Below are 18,637 nucleotides of genomic sequence, written 5' to 3'. Positions count from 1 at the left end.
TCGGCAAAATTAATTTAAGTGATTTACAAGTAAAAGTACTTCTAAATCAATAACTTACAACGTTTTTAGTGCTGATAAAACTAAGATTATCGCCCAAATAATTGAGCGAAGCCTTAGATTCTATCCCGAAAACCCAGTCTTGACAAGCAAAAAGGCTGGAAACAACAAATTACTGCAACTTAATTTCAACGTCCACGCCTGCTGGAAGGTCTAACTTCATCAAAGCATCTACAGTTTTCTCTGTAGGATCAACTATATCCATCAAACGGAGATGGGTGCGGATCTCTAACTGATCACGGGATGTCTTGTTCACGTGTGGTGAACGCAAGATATCAAAACGCTCAATACGGGTTGGCAAAGGAACTGGACCCTTAACAACTGCACCAGTACGCTTAGCTGTATCAACGATTTCAGCTGCAGACTGGTCGATTAAACGGTAATCAAATGCTTTAAGGCGAATACGAATTTTTTGGTTTTGCATATTAATTCCAAAGAGCGTTGTGGTGCTGCCACGTTATACATCTAAAGAGCTCGGTGACATCAGCAGCACTGATGTCACCGGTTAGCAAACCGCTAAATATTTTTACTAATTAAAACTTACTACTTAAGCCAAAATCTTTGCAACCACGCCAGCGCCAACAGTACGGCCACCTTCACGGATCGCAAAACGTAAACCTTCTTCCATCGCGATTGGAGCGATGAGCTTTACGGTAATCGAAACGTTATCACCAGGCATCACCATTTCTTTGTCTTTTGGCAACTCGATTGAACCAGTTACGTCCGTAGTACGGAAGTAAAACTGTGGACGATAGTTGTTAAAGAATGGAGTATGACGACCACCTTCATCTTTACCCAAGATATAAACCTCGGCTGTAAAGTGAGTATGTGGGGTGATTGAACCTGGCTTAGCCAATACTTGGCCGCGCTCAACTTCTTCACGTTTTGTACCGCGTAACAAGATACCAACGTTATCGCCTGCTTGACCTTGGTCGAGCAATTTGCGGAACATTTCAACACCAGTACAAGTAGTCTTGAGTGTTGGCTTGATACCGATAATTTCGATCTCTTCACCAACCTTAACAATACCGCGCTCGATACGGCCAGTCACAACAGTACCGCGACCGGAGATAGAGAACACATCTTCTACTGGCATCAAGAATGCGCCGTCAACAGCACGTTCTGGAGTAGGAATAAAGGTATCCAAAGCTTCAGCCAATTTCATGATGGCTTCTTTACCCAATGGGCCTTCGTCGCCTTCAAGAGCTAACTTAGCAGAACCACGGATGATTGGTGTGTCATCGCCAGGGAATTTGTATTTAGATAAAAGCTCACGAACTTCCATTTCTACGAGCTCTAACAACTCTTCGTCATCAACCATGTCGCACTTGTTCAAGAACACGATGATGTAAGGAACGCCCACTTGGCGTGCCAAGAGGATGTGCTCACGAGTTTGTGGCATTGGGCCGTCAGCAGCAGAGCAAACTAAAATTGCGCCGTCCATCTGAGCAGCACCAGTAATCATGTTCTTCACGTAGTCAGCATGTCCTGGGCAATCCACGTGTGCGTAGTGACGGTTTGCAGTCTCGTACTCAACGTGCGCAGTATTAATCGTAATACCACGTGCTTTTTCTTCAGGAGCAGCATCGATCTGATCGTATGCTTTAGCTTCGCCACCGAATGCTTTAGAAAGCACGGTTGCAATTGCTGCTGTCAATGTGGTTTTACCGTGGTCAACGTGACCGATGGTGCCTACGTTTACGTGCGGTTTTGTCCGCTCGAATTTTTCTTTTGCCATTTTTGTCTGCCTTCTTTAGCTAGTCAATATTCAAAATTAATGTGGATAAATTACTTCGCTTTAGCAGCCATAACTGCTTCAGCAACGTTCTTCGGTGCTTCGGAATAATGCTTAAACTCCATGGTGTAGGTAGCGCGACCTTGGGTCAACGAGCGCAAGCCAGTTGAGTAACCAAACATCTCTGCCAACGGCACTTCAGCGCGAACGATCTTACCGCCGCCTGGAATGTCGTCCATACCTTGCAAAATACCGCGACGGGATGAGAGATCGCCCATTACGTTACCCATGAAATCTTCTGGTGTTTCTACTTCAACAGCCATCATCGGCTCAAGTAACACTGGCGCTGCTTTACGCATACCGTCTTTGAATGCCATAGAGCCCGCCATCTTAAATGCGTTTTCATTGGAGTCAACATCATGGTATGAACCGAAGAACAATGTAGCTTTGATATCAACGACTGGATAACCAGCCAAAATACCGGAGTTCAATGTTTCGCGAATTCCTTTTTCTACAGCAGGGATGTATTCGCGTGGAACCACACCGCCCTTAATAGCGTCAATGAATTCAAAACCTTTGCCTGGCTCTTGTGGCTCAAGCTTCAATACCACGTGACCGTATTGACCGCGACCACCAGACTGCTTAACAAACTTACCTTCGATTTCTTCGCAAACTTTACGAATAGTTTCGCGATAGGCAACTTGTGGCTTACCAACAGTTGCTTCAACACCAAACTCACGACGCATACGGTCAACCAAAATTTCCAAGTGGAGCTCGCCCATACCGGAAATAATCGTTTGACCAGATTCTTCATCTGTCTTAACGCGGAATGATGGATCTTCTTGTGCCAAACGATTCAAAGCAAGACCCATTTTTTCTTGGTCTGGTTTTGTCTTTGGCTCAACTGCTTGTGAGATAACTGGCTCTGGGAATACCATGCGCTCCAAAATAACAATGCTATCTGGGTCACATAATGTTTCGCCAGTAGTTGCGTCTTTTAGACCAACTGCAGCAGCGATATCCCCTGCGTAGACTTCTTTAATTTCTTCACGTTGGTTGGCATGCATTTGCAATAAACGACCAACACGCTCTTTCTTACCCTTGATTGGGTTGTAGATTGTGTCGCCAGATTTCATTACGCCCGAGTAAACGCGGAAGAAGATGAGCTGGCCAACAAATGGGTCAGTCATAATCTTAAATGCCAATGCAGAGAATTTCTCAGCATCGTCAGCTTTACGTGTTGTTGGGGTGCCGTCTTCCAATTCACAAGGAACTGGTGGAACGTCTAATGGGGATGGCAACAACTCAACCACCGCATCCAACATCGCCTGAACGCCTTTGTTTTTGAAGGCAGTTCCGCACATCATTGGAATGATTTCATTAGCAATCGTACGTTGACGCAACGCTTTTTTGATTTCTTCTTCGGTTAACTCTTCGCCACCAAGATACTTCTCCATCAACTCTTCTGAACTTTCAGCAGCGGCTTCAACCATCTTTTCGCGCCACTCATCTGCAGATGCCTTTAATTCAGCAGGAATCTCTTCGTAGCTAAACTTAGTGCCTTGTGAAGCCTCATCCCAATAGATGGCCTTCATTTTTACCAAGTCCACAACGCCCTTGAAGTTTTCTTCAGCGCCAATAGGAATCTGGATCAAGATAGGATTTGCTTTAAGGCGTAACTTCATCTGGTCATAGACCTTAAAGAAGTTCGCGCCAGTGCGGTCCATCTTATTTACAAAAGCTAAACGTGGAACTTGATACTTGTTAGCTTGACGCCAAACAGTTTCAGATTGTGGCTGTACACCACCAACCGCACAGTAAACCATGCAAGCACCATCCAACACGCGCATTGAACGCTCAACTTCAATAGTGAAGTCTACGTGTCCTGGGGTATCAATAATATTGATACGGTGCTCTGCGAAATTACCAGCCATGCCCTTCCAGAACGTTGTAGTAGCAGCAGATGTAATCGTGATGCCACGCTCTTGCTCTTGCTCCATCCAGTCCATGGTTGCAGCGCCATCATGTACTTCACCAATTTTATGATTAACACCGGTGTAGAACAAAACGCGTTCTGTAGTTGTTGTCTTGCCTGCGTCAATGTGCGCAGAGATACCAATATTGCGGTATCTGTCGATGGGGGTTTTACGTGCCACTGTTGGTGCCTTTTCTTTACTATTTGATTAGAAGCGGAAATGTGAGAAAGCTTTGTTAGCTTCTGCCATACGGTGAACTTCTTCACGCTTCTTCATTGCTCCGCCGCGACCTTCTGCAGCTTCTAATAATTCGTTGGCCAAGCGTTGAGCCATAGATTTCTCACCGCGCTTTTTAGCGGCTTCGCGCACCCAACGCATTGCCAAAGCAGAGCGGCGTGATGGGCGAACTTCAACAGGAACCTGGTAGTTAGCGCCACCAACACGACGGCTCTTCACCTCAACCATTGGCTTTACGTTGCCCATAGCTGTTGAGAAAATTTCGAGTGGTTCTTTGTTTGCTTTTTTCTCGATGTGATCAAAGGCACCGTAAACGATACGCTCTGCAACCGATTTCTTACCGTCCAACATGAGGACGTTCATGAATTTAGCTACTTCTACATTACCGAATTTTGGATCCGGCAAAATTTCCCGTTTGGGAACTTCACGACGACGTGGCATAACTACTCCTTCAGTTCAGTTAGGGGCGACCCACATGGATCACCCGCTCCGGCCGCCCTACTATCTAAGAAAATTCTTAGACGAGACAACCACTTACTTGTCTTTTAAGTCTGACAAACGAAGACCTACTACAAATACTTCAGCAAAAATCTATTGAAAGATTAAGCAGATTTCTTAGCGCGCTTAGCACCGTACTTGGAACGAGACTGCTTACGGTCTTTAACACCTTGCAAGTCAAGTGAGCCACGAACGATGTGGTAACGAACACCTGGCAAATCCTTTACACGACCACCACGGATTAACACTACTGAGTGTTCCTGGAGGTTATGGCCCTCACCACCAATGTATGAAATCACTTCAAAACCATTGGTTAAGCGAACTTTGGCTACTTTACGGAGCGCAGAGTTAGGCTTTTTAGGAGTAGTGGTGTACACACGTGTACAAACACCACGGCGCTGCGGACTGTTTTCCAGTGCAGGGCTCTTGCTTTTAACGATCAGCCTGGATCTTGGCTTACGTATTAATTGATTAATTGTTGGCATAAAATAGCTCGGTTAGTACTTCTTTGTTGCTTTCTTCAAGAAAATCAATGACTTAGAGAATTTCTAGGTCAAAAAGACCCTCTTCTGAATCAGTAGAACTCAGCATTCTAGCTTGGCCAGCCTTTTCCGTCAACCAAATGGGGAAAAAACTGGCCATTTCGGGCCAGAATTACCAAATTAGCTCGGATCAGCCTCCCCAGCAGGAGCAACGACTTCAGCCTCGATTTCTACAGGCATATTGGCCATTGCTTCCTCTTCGGCGGCAATCATTTGAGCGCGATCACGCTCGAATTGCTCTCTGACCTTGCGTGCACGGCGATAAGACAAGCCGGTACCAGCAGGAATCAGGCGACCAATAATGACGTTTTCCTTGAGGCCACGGAGTGTATCGGTCTTGCCCATAATTGCGGCTTCAGTCAATACACGGGTGGTTTCTTGGAAAGAAGCCGCTGAAATGAAGCTGTCGGTCGACAAGGATGCTTTTGTAATACCCAACAGCACGTTCTCGAACTGGGCTGGGCGCTTACCTGCAGCAATCACTAAATCGTTAGCGTCATACAGTTTTGAACGCTCAACTTGCTCACCAGTGATGTAAGCGGTATCGCCGCCATCAGTAATTTGCACACGACGCAACATTTGACGCACGATCACTTCAATGTGCTTGTCATTAATCTTCACGCCCTGCAAACGGTAAACGTCTTGAACTTCATCAACGATGTAGATCGCCAACTCTTCAATACCGCGGAGAGTCAAGATGTCATGTGGATCAGCAGGACCTTCCACAATCATCTCGCCCTTGTTCACAACTTGACCGTCATGAACAAGAACTTGCTTCTCTTTAGGAATCAAGAATTCATTGGCTTCGCCGTCCATATCAGTAATAACCAAACGTTGTTTACCTTTGGTTTCCTTACCGAATGACACTGTTCCAGTCACTTTCGCCAATACTGCTGCATCTTTTGGTGAACGTGCTTCGAACAATTCAGCAACGCGTGGCAAGCCACCGGTAATGTCGCGAGTCTTCTGTGATTCGATTGGAATACGCGCCAATACTTCACCAACTTCAACTTTCTGACCATCTTTAACCGTAATCAAAGCACCTACTTGGAGGCCAATGTTTACTGGATGATCAGTACCGGCGATCATGACTTCGTTACCCTTGTCATCAACCAAGTTGATCATTGGACGAACGCCTTTGCTAGCAGCAGAACGACGCTTACCGTCAATCACCACCAAAGTGGAGAGACCAGTAACTTCGTCAACCTGCTTAGCAACAGTTACACCTTCTTCAACGTTGTCGAAGCGAGCGATACCAGCGTACTCAGAAATAATCGGACGTGTTAATGGGTCCCATGTCGCCAAGCTTGCGCCAGCCTTAACAGCCGCATCTTCTTTTAACAAGAGAGTTGCGCCATAAGGCACCTTATGGCGCTCACGCTCACGACCGTTCTCATCAACGATCAAGGCTTCGCCAGAACGTGAAATCACGATCTGCTCACCCTTCGCGTTCTTGACAACACGCATCGTGGCAGAGAACTTCAAAGCACCGTTAGATTTGGCTTCAATATTGCTTGCAACTAATGCACGTGACGCTGCGCCACCAATGTGGAAAGTACGCATAGTCAACTGTGTGCCTGGCTCGCCGATAGACTGAGCGGCGATCACGCCAACTGCTTCACCAACGTTTACCAAACCACCGCGACCTAGATCACGTCCGTAGCACTTCGCGCACAAACCAAAGCGAGTTAAGCAAGACAATACTGTGCGAACTTTAACTTCGTCGATACCCAATGCAACGATTTGATCAACGTGATCTTCGTCGAGCAATGTGTCGTTCGGAACAATGACTTCTTGTGTGTCTGGGTGAACGATGTCACCGATACATACACGACCCAAAATGCGGTCACGCAATGCTTCGATAATTTCGCCGCCTTCAACCAGCGCCTTCATGGTTACACCATTAGTTGCGCCGCAATCATCTTCGATCACCACGAGATCTTGAGTAACGTCGCACAAACGACGTGTCAAGTAACCAGAGTTCGCTGTCTTCAACGCTGTATCAGCCAGACCTTTACGAGCACCGTGAGTTGAAATGAAGTACTGCAATACGTTCAAGCCTTCACGGAAGTTCGCAGTAATTGGGGTTTCAATGATGGAGCCATCAGGCTTAGCCATCAAACCACGCATACCGGCCAACTGACGAATCTGCGCTGCAGATCCACGTGCACCAGAATCCGCCATCATGTAGATGGAGTTAAAGGACTCTTGACGAACAGTCTTACCGTTACGGTCGAGTACGTCAACGTGTGACAACTCGTCCATCATCGCCTTACCAACTTGGTCGCCTGCAGCACCCCAAATATCAACCACGTTGTTATAACGTTCTTGATTGGTTACGAGGCCTGACATGAACTGCTTGTCGTACTCTTTAACCTTGGCAGAAGCCTCAGTGATGATGCGCTCTTTAGAGGTCGGGATCAACATATCGTCGATCGCAACTGAGATACCAGCGTTGGTTGCCAAACGGAAACCAGACTGCAAGAGGCGGTCAGCAAAAATAACCGTTTCACGCAAACCGCACTTACGGAATGATGTGTTGATCAAACGTGAGATTTCTTTTTTCTTCAAAGGCTTATTAATTTCCTCGAAAGACATGCCTTTAGGCAAAATCTCAGACAAGATTGCGCGGCCAACTGATGTTTGGTAGATCTTGGTCTTCTCAGCAAAACGGGCGTCGCCCTCTGCCTTCTTGTCCACAATCTCAAACTCAGTAATACGGACAGCAACACGAGAAGCCAATTCAACTTGACCTGCTTCGTATGCACGTACCACTTCAGTAATGTTAGCGAAGACCATGCCTTCGCCTTTACCGTTGATCTTGTCACGTGTAGCGTAATACAGACCCAACACCACGTCCTGTGAAGGTACGATAGATGGTTCGCCGTTGGCTGGGAACAATACGTTGTTCGAAGCCAACATCAATGTACGCGCTTCCATTTGCGCTTCGAGCGACAAAGGTACGTGAACCGCCATTTGGTCACCGTCAAAGTCTGCGTTAAATGCCGCGCAAACTAATGGGTGCAATTGGATTGCCTTACCTTCAATCAGCATTGGCTCGAAAGCCTGAATACCGAGACGGTGCAATGTAGGCGCACGGTTCAACATGATTGGATGTTCACGAATCACTTCTTCGAGAATATCCCAAACGATTGGAGTCTGGCTTTCAACCTCTTTCTTCGCAGCCTTAATTGTGGTTGCAATTCCTAAAGTCTCAAGCTTGTTGAAAATAAATGGTTTGAACAATTCCAAGGCCATCAATTTTGGTAAGCCGCACTGATGCAATTTCAATGTAGGGCCAACCACGATGACTGAACGACCAGAGTAGTCAACACGTTTACCCAACAAGTTTTGACGGAAACGACCGCTCTTACCTTTAATCATCTCAGCCAAGGACTTGAGAGGACGCTTGTTAGCGCCAGTCATAGCCTTACCGCGACGACCGTTGTCGAGCAATGAGTCCACCGCTTCTTGCAACATCCGTTTTTCGTTACGAACGATGATCTCTGGTGCACGCAACTCTAACAAGCGCTTTAAACGGTTGTTACGGTTAATTACACGACGATAGAGGTCGTTCAAATCTGAGGTAGCAAAGCGACCGCCATCCAATGGCACCAATGGGCGCAATTCTGGTGGCAATACTGGCAGCACTTCCATGATCATCCAGTCAGGCTTAATGCCTGAAGTCTGGAACGCCTCGAGCACTTTTAAGCGCTTAGCGTATTTCTTGATCTTGGCATCGCTACCAGTAGCTTTTAAATCAGCGCGAATCGTTTCTACTTCGCGATCGATATCAATCGAACGTAAGAGGTCACGAATACCTTCCGCACCCATGATGGCGGTAAATGCACCGTCACCATACTCTTCAGTCTTGGCAATGTATTCATCTTCAGACATGATCTGACCGCGCTTCATTGCGCCTTCAGGAGTCATACCAGGATCTACAACTACATATGCTTCAAAGTAAAGAACGCGCTCGATATCACGCAATGTCATATCGAGAACCATACCTAAACGGGATGGTAAAGATTTCAAGAACCAAATGTGCGCTACAGGGGCTGCCAACTCAATGTGGCCCATGCGCTCACGACGTACCTTAGCGAGAGTAACTTCAACGCCGCACTTCTCGCAGATAACGCCACGGAACTTTAAGCGCTTGTACTTACCGCATAAGCACTCGTAGTCTTTAGTTGGTCCAAAAATCTTGGCGCAGAACAAACCATCACGCTCGGGCTTAAAAGTCCGGTAGTTGATGGTTTCTGGTTTGCGTACTTCACCAAAAGACCATGAGCGAATTTTCTCAGGAGATGCGAGACCAATTTTGATGACATCAAACTGCTCTTCGCCCTGCGTTTGCTTAAATAAATCGAGCAATGCTTTCATATCAGTTGCGCTCCATGTCAATGTCAATACCCAACGAACGGATTTCTTTTACCAGCACGTTGAAGGATTCGGGCATGCCAGCATCAATCGTGTGCTCGCCCTTGACGATGTTTTCGTAAACCTTGGTACGGCCTGCGACGTCATCGGACTTCACTGTCAGCATTTCCTGCAAGACATATGAAGCACCGTATGCTTCGAGGGCCCAGACTTCCATCTCACCAAAGCGCTGACCACCGAACTGAGCTTTACCGCCCAATGGCTGTTGCGTTACTAAAGAGTAAGGTCCGGTTGAACGAGCATGCATCTTGTCATCGACCAAATGGTGGAGTTTCAAGACGTGCATTACGCCAACAGTTACTGGACGCTCAAATTGGTCGCCGGTACGGCCGTCGCACAAAATCATTTGCTGACGTGATGGCGTCATCTTCAAAGATTTAGCAACATCTTCTGGATACGCCAACTCGAGCATACGTCCGATTTCAGCTTCAGTAGCACCGTCAAACACTGGGGTTGCAAATGGCAAGCCTTGGCGGAGATTCTCAGCCAAAACAGTGATCTGCTCATCAGTGAAGTTGTCGATATCTTCAACACGACCTGTTTCGTTGTAAAGCTGCTTGAAGAACTTACGCAATTCAGTTTGCTTAGCGTGCTCACGAACCATCTCATCGATACGCTTACCAATACCTTGGGCAGCCCAACCTAAGTGGGTTTCCAAGATCTGTCCAACGTTCATACGGGAAGGAACGCCCAATGGGTTCAAGACGATGTCTACAGGGCGTCCGTCAGCCATAAATGGCATATCTTCTGCTGGGGCGATTTTAGAAACCACACCCTTGTTACCGTGACGACCGGCCATCTTGTCACCAGGCTGCAAGCGACGCTTAACGGCCAAGTACACCTTAACCATCTTCGTTACGCCAGGTTGTAAATCATCGCCCTGGGTAAGCTTGGTGCGCTTCTCTTCAAAAGCTTCATCAAACTGTTTACGCTTCGCTTCGATAGAAGATTTAATCGCTTCAACTTGTGAGGCAACCTCATCATCCGCTGGACGAACATCGAACCAATGGTATTTGTCCAAATCAGCAAGATATTCCTTGTCGATCTTGGTGCCTTTAGCCAATTTCTTAGGGCCACCGTTGGCAACTTTGCCAATCAACAGCTTTTCTAAACGCATGAAGGCATCGCCCTCAACAATACGGAGCTGGTCGTTTAAGTCCAAACGATAGCGTTGTAATTCTTCTTGAATGATTGACTGTGCACGTGCATCGCGCTCAATACCTTCACGGGTGAAGACTTGAACATCGATAACAGTACCAATCATTCCAGATGGAACGCGCAATGAAGTATCTTTAACGTCAGATGCTTTTTCACCGAAGATCGCACGGAGCAGCTTCTCTTCCGGAGTGAGAGTTGTCTCACCCTTTGGAGTTACCTTACCAACCAATACGTCGCCAGCTTCAACTTCAGCACCGATGTAAACAATACCGCTCTCATCCAAGCGGGAGAGTTGTGACTCAGCCAAATTGGAAATATCGCGAGTAATTTCTTCTGAACCCAGCTTGGTATCACGGGCAACAACCGACAACTCTTCAATATGAATAGAGGTGTAGCGGTCGTCAGCAACAACTTTTTCAGAGATCAAGATTGAATCTTCGAAGTTGTAACCGTTCCATGGCATAAATGCCACAGTCATGTTTTGACCCAAAGCCAATTCACCTAAGTCGGTAGATGCGCCGTCAGCAACTACGTCGCCGCGGACAACACGATCACCAGCCTGAACGATTGGGCGTTGGTTAATGTTGGTATTTTGATTTGAACGGGTGTACTTGATGAGGTTATAAATATCCACACCAACTTCACCAGCCGCTGTCTCGTCATCGTTTACACGAATAACTACACGGTTTGCGTCAACATAATCAACGATACCGCCGCGGGAAGCCAAAATCACAGTACCAGAGTCAACCGCAACAATACGCTCTAAACCTGTACCAACCAATGGCTTGTCTGGACGCAAGCAAGGAACTGCTTGACGCTGCATGTTCGCACCCATCAACGCACGGTTTGCATCATCGTGCTCTAAGAATGGAACGAGTGAAGCAGCAGCAGAAACAATCTGGCTAGGAGCAACGTCGATGAAATCGATGCGCTCTGGGCTAACCATCATGGTCTCACCAGCTTGACGAGCAGAAACCAATTCGTCGGCCAACTTACCGCTCTTGTCGATTGTTGCGTTTGCCTGAGCAATCACATACTTTGCTTCTTCAATAGCAGAGAGGTAAACCACTTCGTCGCTTACCTTGCTATTGGAAACCTTACGGTACGGAGTTTCTAAGAAGCCGTGCTCATTCAGACGCGCAAATAACGCGAGTGAGTTGATCAAACCAATGTTTGGTCCTTCTGGAGTTTCAATTGGGCAAACACGTCCGTAGTGGGTTGGATGCACGTCGCGCACTTCAAAGCCTGCGCGCTCGCGGGTCAAACCACCAGGTCCCAATGCAGAAATACGACGCTTGTGCGTGATCTCTGAAAGTGGGTTGGTTTGGTCCATAAACTGGGACAACTGTGAAGAACCGAAGAACTCACGAATAGCAGAAGAGATTGGCTTGCTGTTAATCAAGTCATGAGGCATGAGGTTTTCTGTTTCGGCTTGGCCGAGACGTTCTTTAACCGCACGCTCAACACGTGACAAACCAGCACGGAATTGGTTTTCAGCCAATTCACCTACGCAACGTACGCGACGATTGCCTAAGTGATCGATGTCATCGACTTCGCCTTTGCCGTTACGCAAGTCAACCAAAGACTTGATGGTGTCGAGGATGTCTTCATCCGATAAAACCATTTTGCCTTCCATCTCAGAACGACCGAGACGGCTGTTAACTTTCATACGGCCAACGCGTGATAAATCGTAACTATCTTCGTTGTAGAACAAGCGCTGGAACAAGGCTTCAACAGCATCTTCTGTTGGAGGCTCGCCAGGACGCATCATGCGGTAGATGGCGATACGAGCAGCCATTTGATCCGCTGTTTCATCAGTACGCAATGTCTGAGAAATGTATGCACCAGAATCCAAATCATTGGTGTAGATAGTTTCTAATTGCTTGATGCCTGCATCGCGCAATGTAGCCAATACCTCTTCAGTGATTTCATCATTAGCGTAGGCCAAGATTTCACCAGAATCTGGATCAACAATATTGCGTGCCACTACACGACCAATTAAATAGTCGTCTGGTACAGCGATTGTTTTAGTTTTAGCAGCTTCGAGTTCACGAATATGCTTTGCATTGATACGCTTGTCTTTTTGAATGACAACAACGCCATTCTTGTCGAGCACATCAAAGCTAGCCAACTGACCACGCAAACGCTCTGGCACAAATTCCATTGAACCGCCGTTAGCAGTTAATGAGAAATGGTCAAAGTTAAAGAAGTTAGCAAGAATCTGTTCGTTGTTTAAACCAATTGCTTTGAGCAAAATGGTGACAGGCATCTTACGACGACGGTCAACGCGGAAATAGAGAATGTCTTTCGGATCAAACTCGAAATCGAGCCATGAACCACGGTAAGGAATGATGCGTGCTGAGAACAGCAACTTACCTGAGCTATGTGTTTTACCCTTATCGTGCTCGAAGAACACACCTGGGGAACGGTGCAACTGAGAAACGATCACGCGCTCAGTACCATTGATCACAAAAGAGCCATTTTCTGTCATGAGTGGAATTTCACCCATGTAGACTTCGCTCTCTTTTACCTCTTTAACCTTAGTAGGCGCTTCGCGATCATAAATAATCAAGCGAACTTTTGCGCGCAAGGCAGAGTGGTATGTGTAACCACGCTGTTGACATTCTTTAACGTCAAATGGTGGCTGTGATAACTGGTAAGACACGTATTCCATACGTGCATAGCCGTTGTTAGACACAATTGGGAATGCTGATGTAAAGGCAGCTTGAAGTCCCTCAGTAAGACGAGACATTGCTGGCTTTTCAGCCTGTAAAAATTTAGCGTAGGATTCCAGCTGCGTTGCGATCAGGTACGGAACCTGGTGGTTATTTACTCGCTTAGCAAAGCTTTTACGGACTCGCTTGCGTTCGGTGAAGCTATAGTTCATTTCATCTCCGAATTCAGCGACTGTACAAAGATTTGGCGATTGGCCACTACCAATCACTGGCGGACAACACTAAACCGATAGATTTAGTGTCCGACCAAACTTGCATTCTGCAGTCGTATCAGAAGGCAAACCCGATTTCAATCAGAAATGAAATCGGGTTTGACCTCTAAAGATCAAACCCAACGTAACTAACGACTCCTTTTGGGAGGCGCTAGAAAAGTTTGTATTACTTGATTTCTGACTTAGCGCCTGCTTCGTCAAGCTTCTTCTTAGCTTCTTCAGCTGTCTTCTTATCAACAGCTTCTTTGATTGGCTTCGGTGCACCATCAACCAAGTCCTTAGCTTCTTTCAAGCCAAGACCAGTAATTTCGCGAACTGCCTTAATTACTGAAACCTTGTTTGCGCCAGCTTCGAGCAAGTTAACAGTGAATTCTGTTTGCTCTTCAGCAGCAGCGCCGCCAGCTGCACCAGCAGGACCAGCAACAGCCATCGCTGCAGCTGAAACGCCAAACTTCTCTTCGAACGCCTTAACCAAGTCGTTCAAATCCATAACGGACATGCTACCTACTGCATCAATGATTTCTTCTTTAGTAATCGCCATTTTTAGCTCCTAATACTTAAATAGTTAATTTGTCGCTTATTCAGCGGCAGGGGTTTCAGGTGTTTCTGTTCCAGCTTCTGGGGCTGCGGCTGCAGGCTCAGCACTTGCTTCTGGAGCGGCGGCTTCAGCAACTACTTCTGCTGGGGCTGCCACTACTTCTGCTACCGGTGCTGCAACAGGAGCAGGTGCTCCTTCTGCCTTTTGTGCTGCTACTGCGCCCAATACGCGAGCCATCGCAGATACAGGCGCCAACATCACACCCAACAACTGAGATAACAACTCATCGCGGCTTGGAATAGACGCGAGGGATTTAACACCCGCTACGTCCAACAACTTGCCGTTATATAAGCCAGCAGTAATGACTAGCTTGTCTTGAGTCTTAGCAAAGTTCTGCAATACTTTTGCCGAAGCAATCGGATCAGCAGAGATGCCGTAGATCAAGGGGCCAACCATCGAATCAGCAAGGGGCTCAAACTGTGTGCCTTGTGCAGCACGGCGTGCCAATGTGTTCTTCAAAACGCGAAGATATACACCTTGGTCACGTGCGCTAGCACGTAGCTTTGTCAACTGCTCTACTGGAATACCACGGTATTCAGCGAGCACGACAGTTTGGGCTCCAGCCAATTGAGCGCCGACATCAGCAACAATCGCTTTTTTGTCTTGTACATTCAAAGGCACGGTTTAACTCCATAAAAACCAACTGTTTCCAGTTGGGGTTACACACCAGCGTCTGATCATTTGTTCACAAAGTTCTTGTGAAAATCTTTTCAGGGTCGCCATCTGCGCTGGTTATTACTTTCGTAACGATTAAGAATTCATCTCTATAAAAGCAAGCTCATTCACCAACGGTCTTTGATGTTCGACTCTCACTCGAAGAGCAGGAGTCGACCCAAAGTTCTTTTTTGTTACAGGCTAATTAAGCTGCTGCCTGTAACGATGCTTGGTCTACGCGTACGCCTGCACCCATAGTGCTGCTTACGGCAACCTTCTTTAAATAAATACCCTTAGATGCAGGTGGCTTCGCTTTATTCAAAGCTTCGAGCAATGCGAGCAAGTTTGATTTCAATGCAGTCGGCTCGAATGAACGACGGCCAATGCTTGCGTGCACGATACCGGCTTTGTCCACACGGAACTGAACTTGACCAGCTTTTGCATTTTTAACTGCAGTAGCAACGTCAGGAGTCACTGTTCCAACTTTTGGATTCGGCATCAAACCACGCGGGCCCAATACTTGACCTAAAGTACCAACAATTTTCATTGTGTCTGGAGATGCGATCAAAATATCGAAATCAATTTTGCCGCCTTTAATTTGTTCTGCAAGCTCTTCCATGCCAACAATTTCTGCACCAGCGGCTTTAGCTTGTTCAGCCTTCTCGCCTTGAGCAAAAACGGCTACACGAACATGCTTACCTGTACCAGCTGGGAGCACTACCGCGCCACGCACAACTTGGTCAGATTTCTTAGCATCAATGCCTAACTGAACAGCAACATCGATAGACTCATCAAACTTAGCAGTTGCACACTCTTTAACGAGGTTCAATGCGTCATCTAATGAATAGAACTTGTTGCTATCAACCTTAGATTGAATTGCTTTAACGCGTTTAGATAATTTAGTCATGATTAGAGACCTTCCACAGTGATGCCCATGGAACGGGCGCTACCAGCGATTGTTCTAACAGCTGCGTCCATATCAGCTGCTGTCAAATCTGGCATTTTTGCTTTAGCGATTTCTTCCGCCTGAGCACGAGTAATGGAGCCCACTTTATCGGTATGAGGACGTGGTGATCCTTTTTCAATCTTCGCAGCCTTCTTAATCATGATGGTTGCTGGAGGAGTCTTCATGATGAATGTGAAGCTCTTATCAGCAAACGCTGTAATCACGACTGGAATTGGTAGGCCAGGTTCCATGCTCTGAGTTTGAGCATTGAACGCCTTACAGAATTCCATAATGTTAAGACCGCGTTGACCCAATGCTGGACCTACGGGTGGTGATGGATTTGCTTTACCTGCAGGGATCTGCAGCTTAATAAATCCAATAATCTTCTTTGCCATGTGTGCTCCTTAAAGCGCGCCTAACCTCATAAGGAAAGACCGCCGTTGAGTAAACGCTTCGCTAATTTTTGGCTTTCTAGCTCCGCTCCTCGGTTATTGCTAACCACTTAACTACTAACTACTAAAACCAGGACTAAGTCCTTGTTTTTACATCTTTTCTACCTGGCCGAACTCCAGCTCAACTGGGGTACCGCGGCCGAAAATTGTAACAGAAACGCGCAATCTTGACTTCTCATAATTGACTTCTTCGATATTTCCGTTGAAATCAACAAATGGTCCTTCTTTAACTCGCACGATCTCGCCAACTTCAAATAGGGTCTTAGGCTTGGGTTTATCCACCCCAGCCTGCATTTGATCCATGATTTTTGCTACTTCCGTAGTGGAAATCGGGCTTGGGCGGTTGCGTACGCCGCCTACGAAACCGGTTACTTTTGGTGTATTTTTCACCAAATGCCAGCTCTCATCGGTCATTTCCATCTCAATTAGGACATAGCCTGGGAAGAAACGACGCTCAGAAACTGACTTGGTACCGGACTTGATCTCCACAACCTCTTCGGAAGGGACCAAAATACGGCCAAATTTCTCAGGCATTCCAGAGCGTGCAATACGCTCTTCAAGGCCTCTTTTCACGCTCTTTTCCATTCCGGAATAAGCATGAATGACGTACCAGCGCATATTGCCGATAGCCTGTGGATTAGTAGCTACTTCAGAATCAATCATTTTTTACTCACTTCCAGCCCAAAAAGACTGAAAAAACTAGCCATTCAATCAATTTGTCTGCAATCCATAAAAATAAGGACATGATCAGAACAAAGCCAAATACGACTAGAGTCATTTGGGTGGTCTCTTTACGAGTTGGCCAAACAACCTTTTTTACTTCATACCAAGAATCTTTTGCGTAGGCGATAAAACGGCGCCCATCTGGTGAAATCGCCACAATTAAAACTGCAGCAGCAATACCGCCAAACAAAACAGCGAGACGAATCAACATAGATTGATCTACCAGCGTGTAGTACAAGACTAGCGCTGCAACGACGACTAAAGCAGCTAGTCCAGAGACCCAGCCGCTTTTTTCTTCAGTATGACTTGCTGTTTGATGAGACATTTTGCTTTCAGTTCAAATCGTGGCAGGGGCGGAGGGCATCGAACCCCCAACCTTTGGTTTTGGAGACCAACGCTCTGCCAATTGAGCTACACCCCTTTATAAAAACTAATTAAAACTTACTACTTAAGCCAAAATCTTTGCAACCACGCCAGCGCCAACAGTACGGCCACCTTCACGGATCGCAAAACGTAAACCTTCTTCCATCGCGATTGGAGCGATGAGCTTTACGGTAATCGAAACGTTATCACCAGGCATCACCATTTCTTTGTCTTTTGGCAACTCGATTGAACCAGTTACGTCCGTAGTACGGAAGTAAAACTGTGGACGATAGTTGTTAAAGAATGGAGTATGACGACCACCTTCATCTTTACCCAAGATATAAACCTCGGCTGTAAAGTGAGTATGTGGGGTGATTGAACCTGGCTTAGCCAATACTTGGCCGCGCTCAACTTCTTCACGTTTTGTACCGCGTAACAAGATACCAACGTTATCGCCTGCTTGACCTTGGTCGAGCAATTTGCGGAACATTTCAACACCAGTACAAGTAGTCTTGAGTGTTGGCTTGATACCGATAATTTCGATCTCTTCACCAACCTTAACAATACCGCGCTCGATACGACCAGTCACAACAGTACCGCGACCGGAGATAGAGAACACATCTTCTACTGGCATCAAGAATGCGCCGTCAACAGCACGTTCTGGAGTAGGAATAAAGGTATCCAAAGCTTCAGCCAATTTCATGATGGCTTCTTTACCCAATGGGCCTTCGTCGCCTTCAAGAGCTAACTTAGCAGAACCACGGATGATTGGTGTGTCATCGCCAGGGAATTTGTATTTAGATAAAAGCTCACGAACTTCCATTTCTACGAGCTCTAACAACTCTTCGTCATCAACCATGTCGCACTTGTTCAAGAACACGATGATGTAAGGAACGCCCACTTGGCGTGCCAAGAGGATGTGCTCACGAGTTTGTGGCATTGGGCCGTCAGCAGCAGAGCAAACTAAAATTGCGCCGTCCATCTGAGCAGCACCAGTAATCATGTTCTTCACGTAGTCAGCATGTCCTGGGCAATCCACGTGTGCGTAGTGACGGTTTGCAGTCTCGTACTCAACGTGCGCAGTATTAATCGTAATACCACGTGCTTTTTCTTCAGGAGCAGCATCGATCTGATCGTATGCTTTAGCTTCGCCACCGAATGCTTTAGAAAGCACGGTTGCAATTGCTGCTGTCAATGTGGTTTTACCGTGGTCAACGTGACCGATGGTGCCTACGTTTACGTGCGGTTTTGTCCGCTCGAATTTTTCTTTTGCCATTTTTAATCTGCCTTTAGTTAACTCTTAAACCAAAC

13 protein-coding genes, 1 tRNA gene and 1 pseudogene are annotated in these 18,637 nt (G+C 46.6%); all 15 read right to left on the bottom strand.

Features of this window, described 5'->3' with window-relative positions; all coding sequences use genetic code 11:
* Nucleotides 1–169: 169 nt before the first annotated feature.
* Nucleotides 170–481 carry a 30S ribosomal protein S10 gene (gene rpsJ, locus C2755_RS00300; protein WP_011901899.1) on the bottom strand — a complete coding sequence of 104 codons (312 nt, stop codon included), beginning with the start codon at nt 479–481 and terminating at the stop codon, nt 170–172.
* A 123-nt stretch (nt 482–604) separates the two neighbouring features.
* Nucleotides 605–1,795, bottom strand: a complete 1,191-nt coding sequence (gene tuf, locus C2755_RS00295; protein ID WP_215321266.1) for an elongation factor Tu — start codon at nt 1,793–1,795, stop codon at nt 605–607.
* A gap of 50 nt (nt 1,796–1,845) precedes the next feature.
* Nucleotides 1,846–3,948, bottom strand: coding sequence for an elongation factor G (gene fusA, locus C2755_RS00290; RefSeq protein ID WP_215321273.1), 2,103 nt, complete (start codon nt 3,946–3,948; stop codon nt 1,846–1,848).
* Nucleotides 3,949–3,975: 27 nt separating this feature from the next.
* On the bottom strand, nt 3,976–4,446 hold the full coding sequence (gene rpsG, locus C2755_RS00285) for a 30S ribosomal protein S7 (protein ID WP_011901897.1): 471 nt from the start codon (nt 4,444–4,446) through the stop codon (nt 3,976–3,978).
* Nucleotides 4,447–4,607: 161 nt separating this feature from the next.
* Entirely contained in the window at nt 4,608–4,988 is a 381-nt protein-coding gene (gene rpsL, locus C2755_RS00280; protein WP_072582063.1) for a 30S ribosomal protein S12, read from the bottom strand.
* A gap of 177 nt (nt 4,989–5,165) precedes the next feature.
* Nucleotides 5,166–9,428, bottom strand: a complete 4,263-nt coding sequence (gene rpoC / locus C2755_RS00275) for a DNA-directed RNA polymerase subunit beta' (protein ID WP_215321272.1) — start codon at nt 9,426–9,428, stop codon at nt 5,166–5,168.
* 1 nt (nt 9,429) lies between these two features.
* The gene (gene rpoB / locus C2755_RS00270; RefSeq protein ID WP_215321271.1) at nt 9,430–13,530 is read right to left on the bottom strand and encodes a DNA-directed RNA polymerase subunit beta; all 4,101 of its coding nucleotides are present in this window, start codon (nt 13,528–13,530) and stop codon (nt 9,430–9,432) included.
* A 226-nt stretch (nt 13,531–13,756) separates the two neighbouring features.
* Complete coding sequence (gene rplL, locus C2755_RS00265; RefSeq protein WP_173941805.1) at nt 13,757–14,131, bottom strand: 50S ribosomal protein L7/L12; 375 nt, start codon at nt 14,129–14,131, stop codon at nt 13,757–13,759.
* A gap of 159 nt (nt 14,132–14,290) precedes the next feature.
* Nucleotides 14,291–14,809, bottom strand: a pseudogene (gene rplJ, locus C2755_RS00260) (50S ribosomal protein L10); the annotation flags it as partial.
* A gap of 238 nt (nt 14,810–15,047) precedes the next feature.
* The gene (gene rplA / locus C2755_RS00255; protein ID WP_215321269.1) at nt 15,048–15,749 is read right to left on the bottom strand and encodes a 50S ribosomal protein L1; all 702 of its coding nucleotides are present in this window, start codon (nt 15,747–15,749) and stop codon (nt 15,048–15,050) included.
* Nucleotides 15,750–15,751: 2 nt separating this feature from the next.
* Nucleotides 15,752–16,183, bottom strand: a complete 432-nt coding sequence (gene rplK, locus C2755_RS00250; RefSeq protein ID WP_068320088.1) for a 50S ribosomal protein L11 — start codon at nt 16,181–16,183, stop codon at nt 15,752–15,754.
* 147 nt (nt 16,184–16,330) lie between these two features.
* The gene (nusG, locus tag C2755_RS00245; RefSeq protein WP_215321268.1) at nt 16,331–16,903 is read right to left on the bottom strand and encodes a transcription termination/antitermination protein NusG; all 573 of its coding nucleotides are present in this window, start codon (nt 16,901–16,903) and stop codon (nt 16,331–16,333) included.
* Nucleotides 16,904–16,910: 7 nt separating this feature from the next.
* Entirely contained in the window at nt 16,911–17,288 is a 378-nt protein-coding gene (gene secE, locus C2755_RS00240; RefSeq protein ID WP_215321267.1) for a preprotein translocase subunit SecE, read from the bottom strand.
* Nucleotides 17,289–17,308: 20 nt separating this feature from the next.
* Nucleotides 17,309–17,384: transfer RNA gene (locus C2755_RS00235), tRNA-Trp, on the bottom strand.
* Nucleotides 17,385–17,411: 27 nt separating this feature from the next.
* Nucleotides 17,412–18,602 (bottom strand): elongation factor Tu, encoded by a 1,191-nt coding sequence (gene tuf, locus C2755_RS00230; protein WP_215321266.1) that lies wholly within the window; start codon nt 18,600–18,602, stop codon nt 17,412–17,414.
* Nucleotides 18,603–18,637 lie beyond the last annotated feature (35 nt).

The sequence above is a fragment of the Polynucleobacter sp. MWH-S4W17 genome, from assembly GCF_018687535.1.
In the GTDB taxonomy this organism is placed as follows: domain Bacteria; phylum Pseudomonadota; class Gammaproteobacteria; order Burkholderiales; family Burkholderiaceae; genus Polynucleobacter.
Note: the sequence above shows the minus strand (reverse complement) of the source record. Positions and strands in the feature narration are given on the sequence as shown.

Excerpts from the sequence above, each read along its gene's own strand:
- rpsJ (WP_011901899.1), bottom strand. The coding sequence starts at position 481 with ATGCAAAACCAAAAAATTCGTATTCGCCTTAAAGCATTTGATTACCGT.
- tuf (WP_215321266.1), bottom strand. The coding sequence starts at position 1,795 with ATGGCAAAAGAAAAATTCGAGCGGACAAAACCGCACGTAAACGTAGGC.
- rpsG (WP_011901897.1), bottom strand. The coding sequence starts at position 4,446 with ATGCCACGTCGTCGTGAAGTTCCCAAACGGGAAATTTTGCCGGATCCA.
- rpsL (WP_072582063.1), bottom strand. The coding sequence starts at position 4,988 with ATGCCAACAATTAATCAATTAATACGTAAGCCAAGATCCAGGCTGATC.
- rpoC (WP_215321272.1), bottom strand. The coding sequence starts at position 9,428 with ATGAAAGCATTGCTCGATTTATTTAAGCAAACGCAGGGCGAAGAGCAG.
- rpoB (WP_215321271.1), bottom strand. The coding sequence starts at position 13,530 with ATGAACTATAGCTTCACCGAACGCAAGCGAGTCCGTAAAAGCTTTGCT.
- rplL (WP_173941805.1), bottom strand. The coding sequence starts at position 14,131 with ATGGCGATTACTAAAGAAGAAATCATTGATGCAGTAGGTAGCATGTCC.
- rplA (WP_215321269.1), bottom strand. The coding sequence starts at position 15,749 with ATGACTAAATTATCTAAACGCGTTAAAGCAATTCAATCTAAGGTTGAT.
- rplK (WP_068320088.1), bottom strand. The coding sequence starts at position 16,183 with ATGGCAAAGAAGATTATTGGATTTATTAAGCTGCAGATCCCTGCAGGT.
- nusG (WP_215321268.1), bottom strand. The coding sequence starts at position 16,903 with ATGATTGATTCTGAAGTAGCTACTAATCCACAGGCTATCGGCAATATG.
- secE (WP_215321267.1), bottom strand. The coding sequence starts at position 17,288 with ATGTCTCATCAAACAGCAAGTCATACTGAAGAAAAAAGCGGCTGGGTC.
- tuf (WP_215321266.1), bottom strand. The coding sequence starts at position 18,602 with ATGGCAAAAGAAAAATTCGAGCGGACAAAACCGCACGTAAACGTAGGC.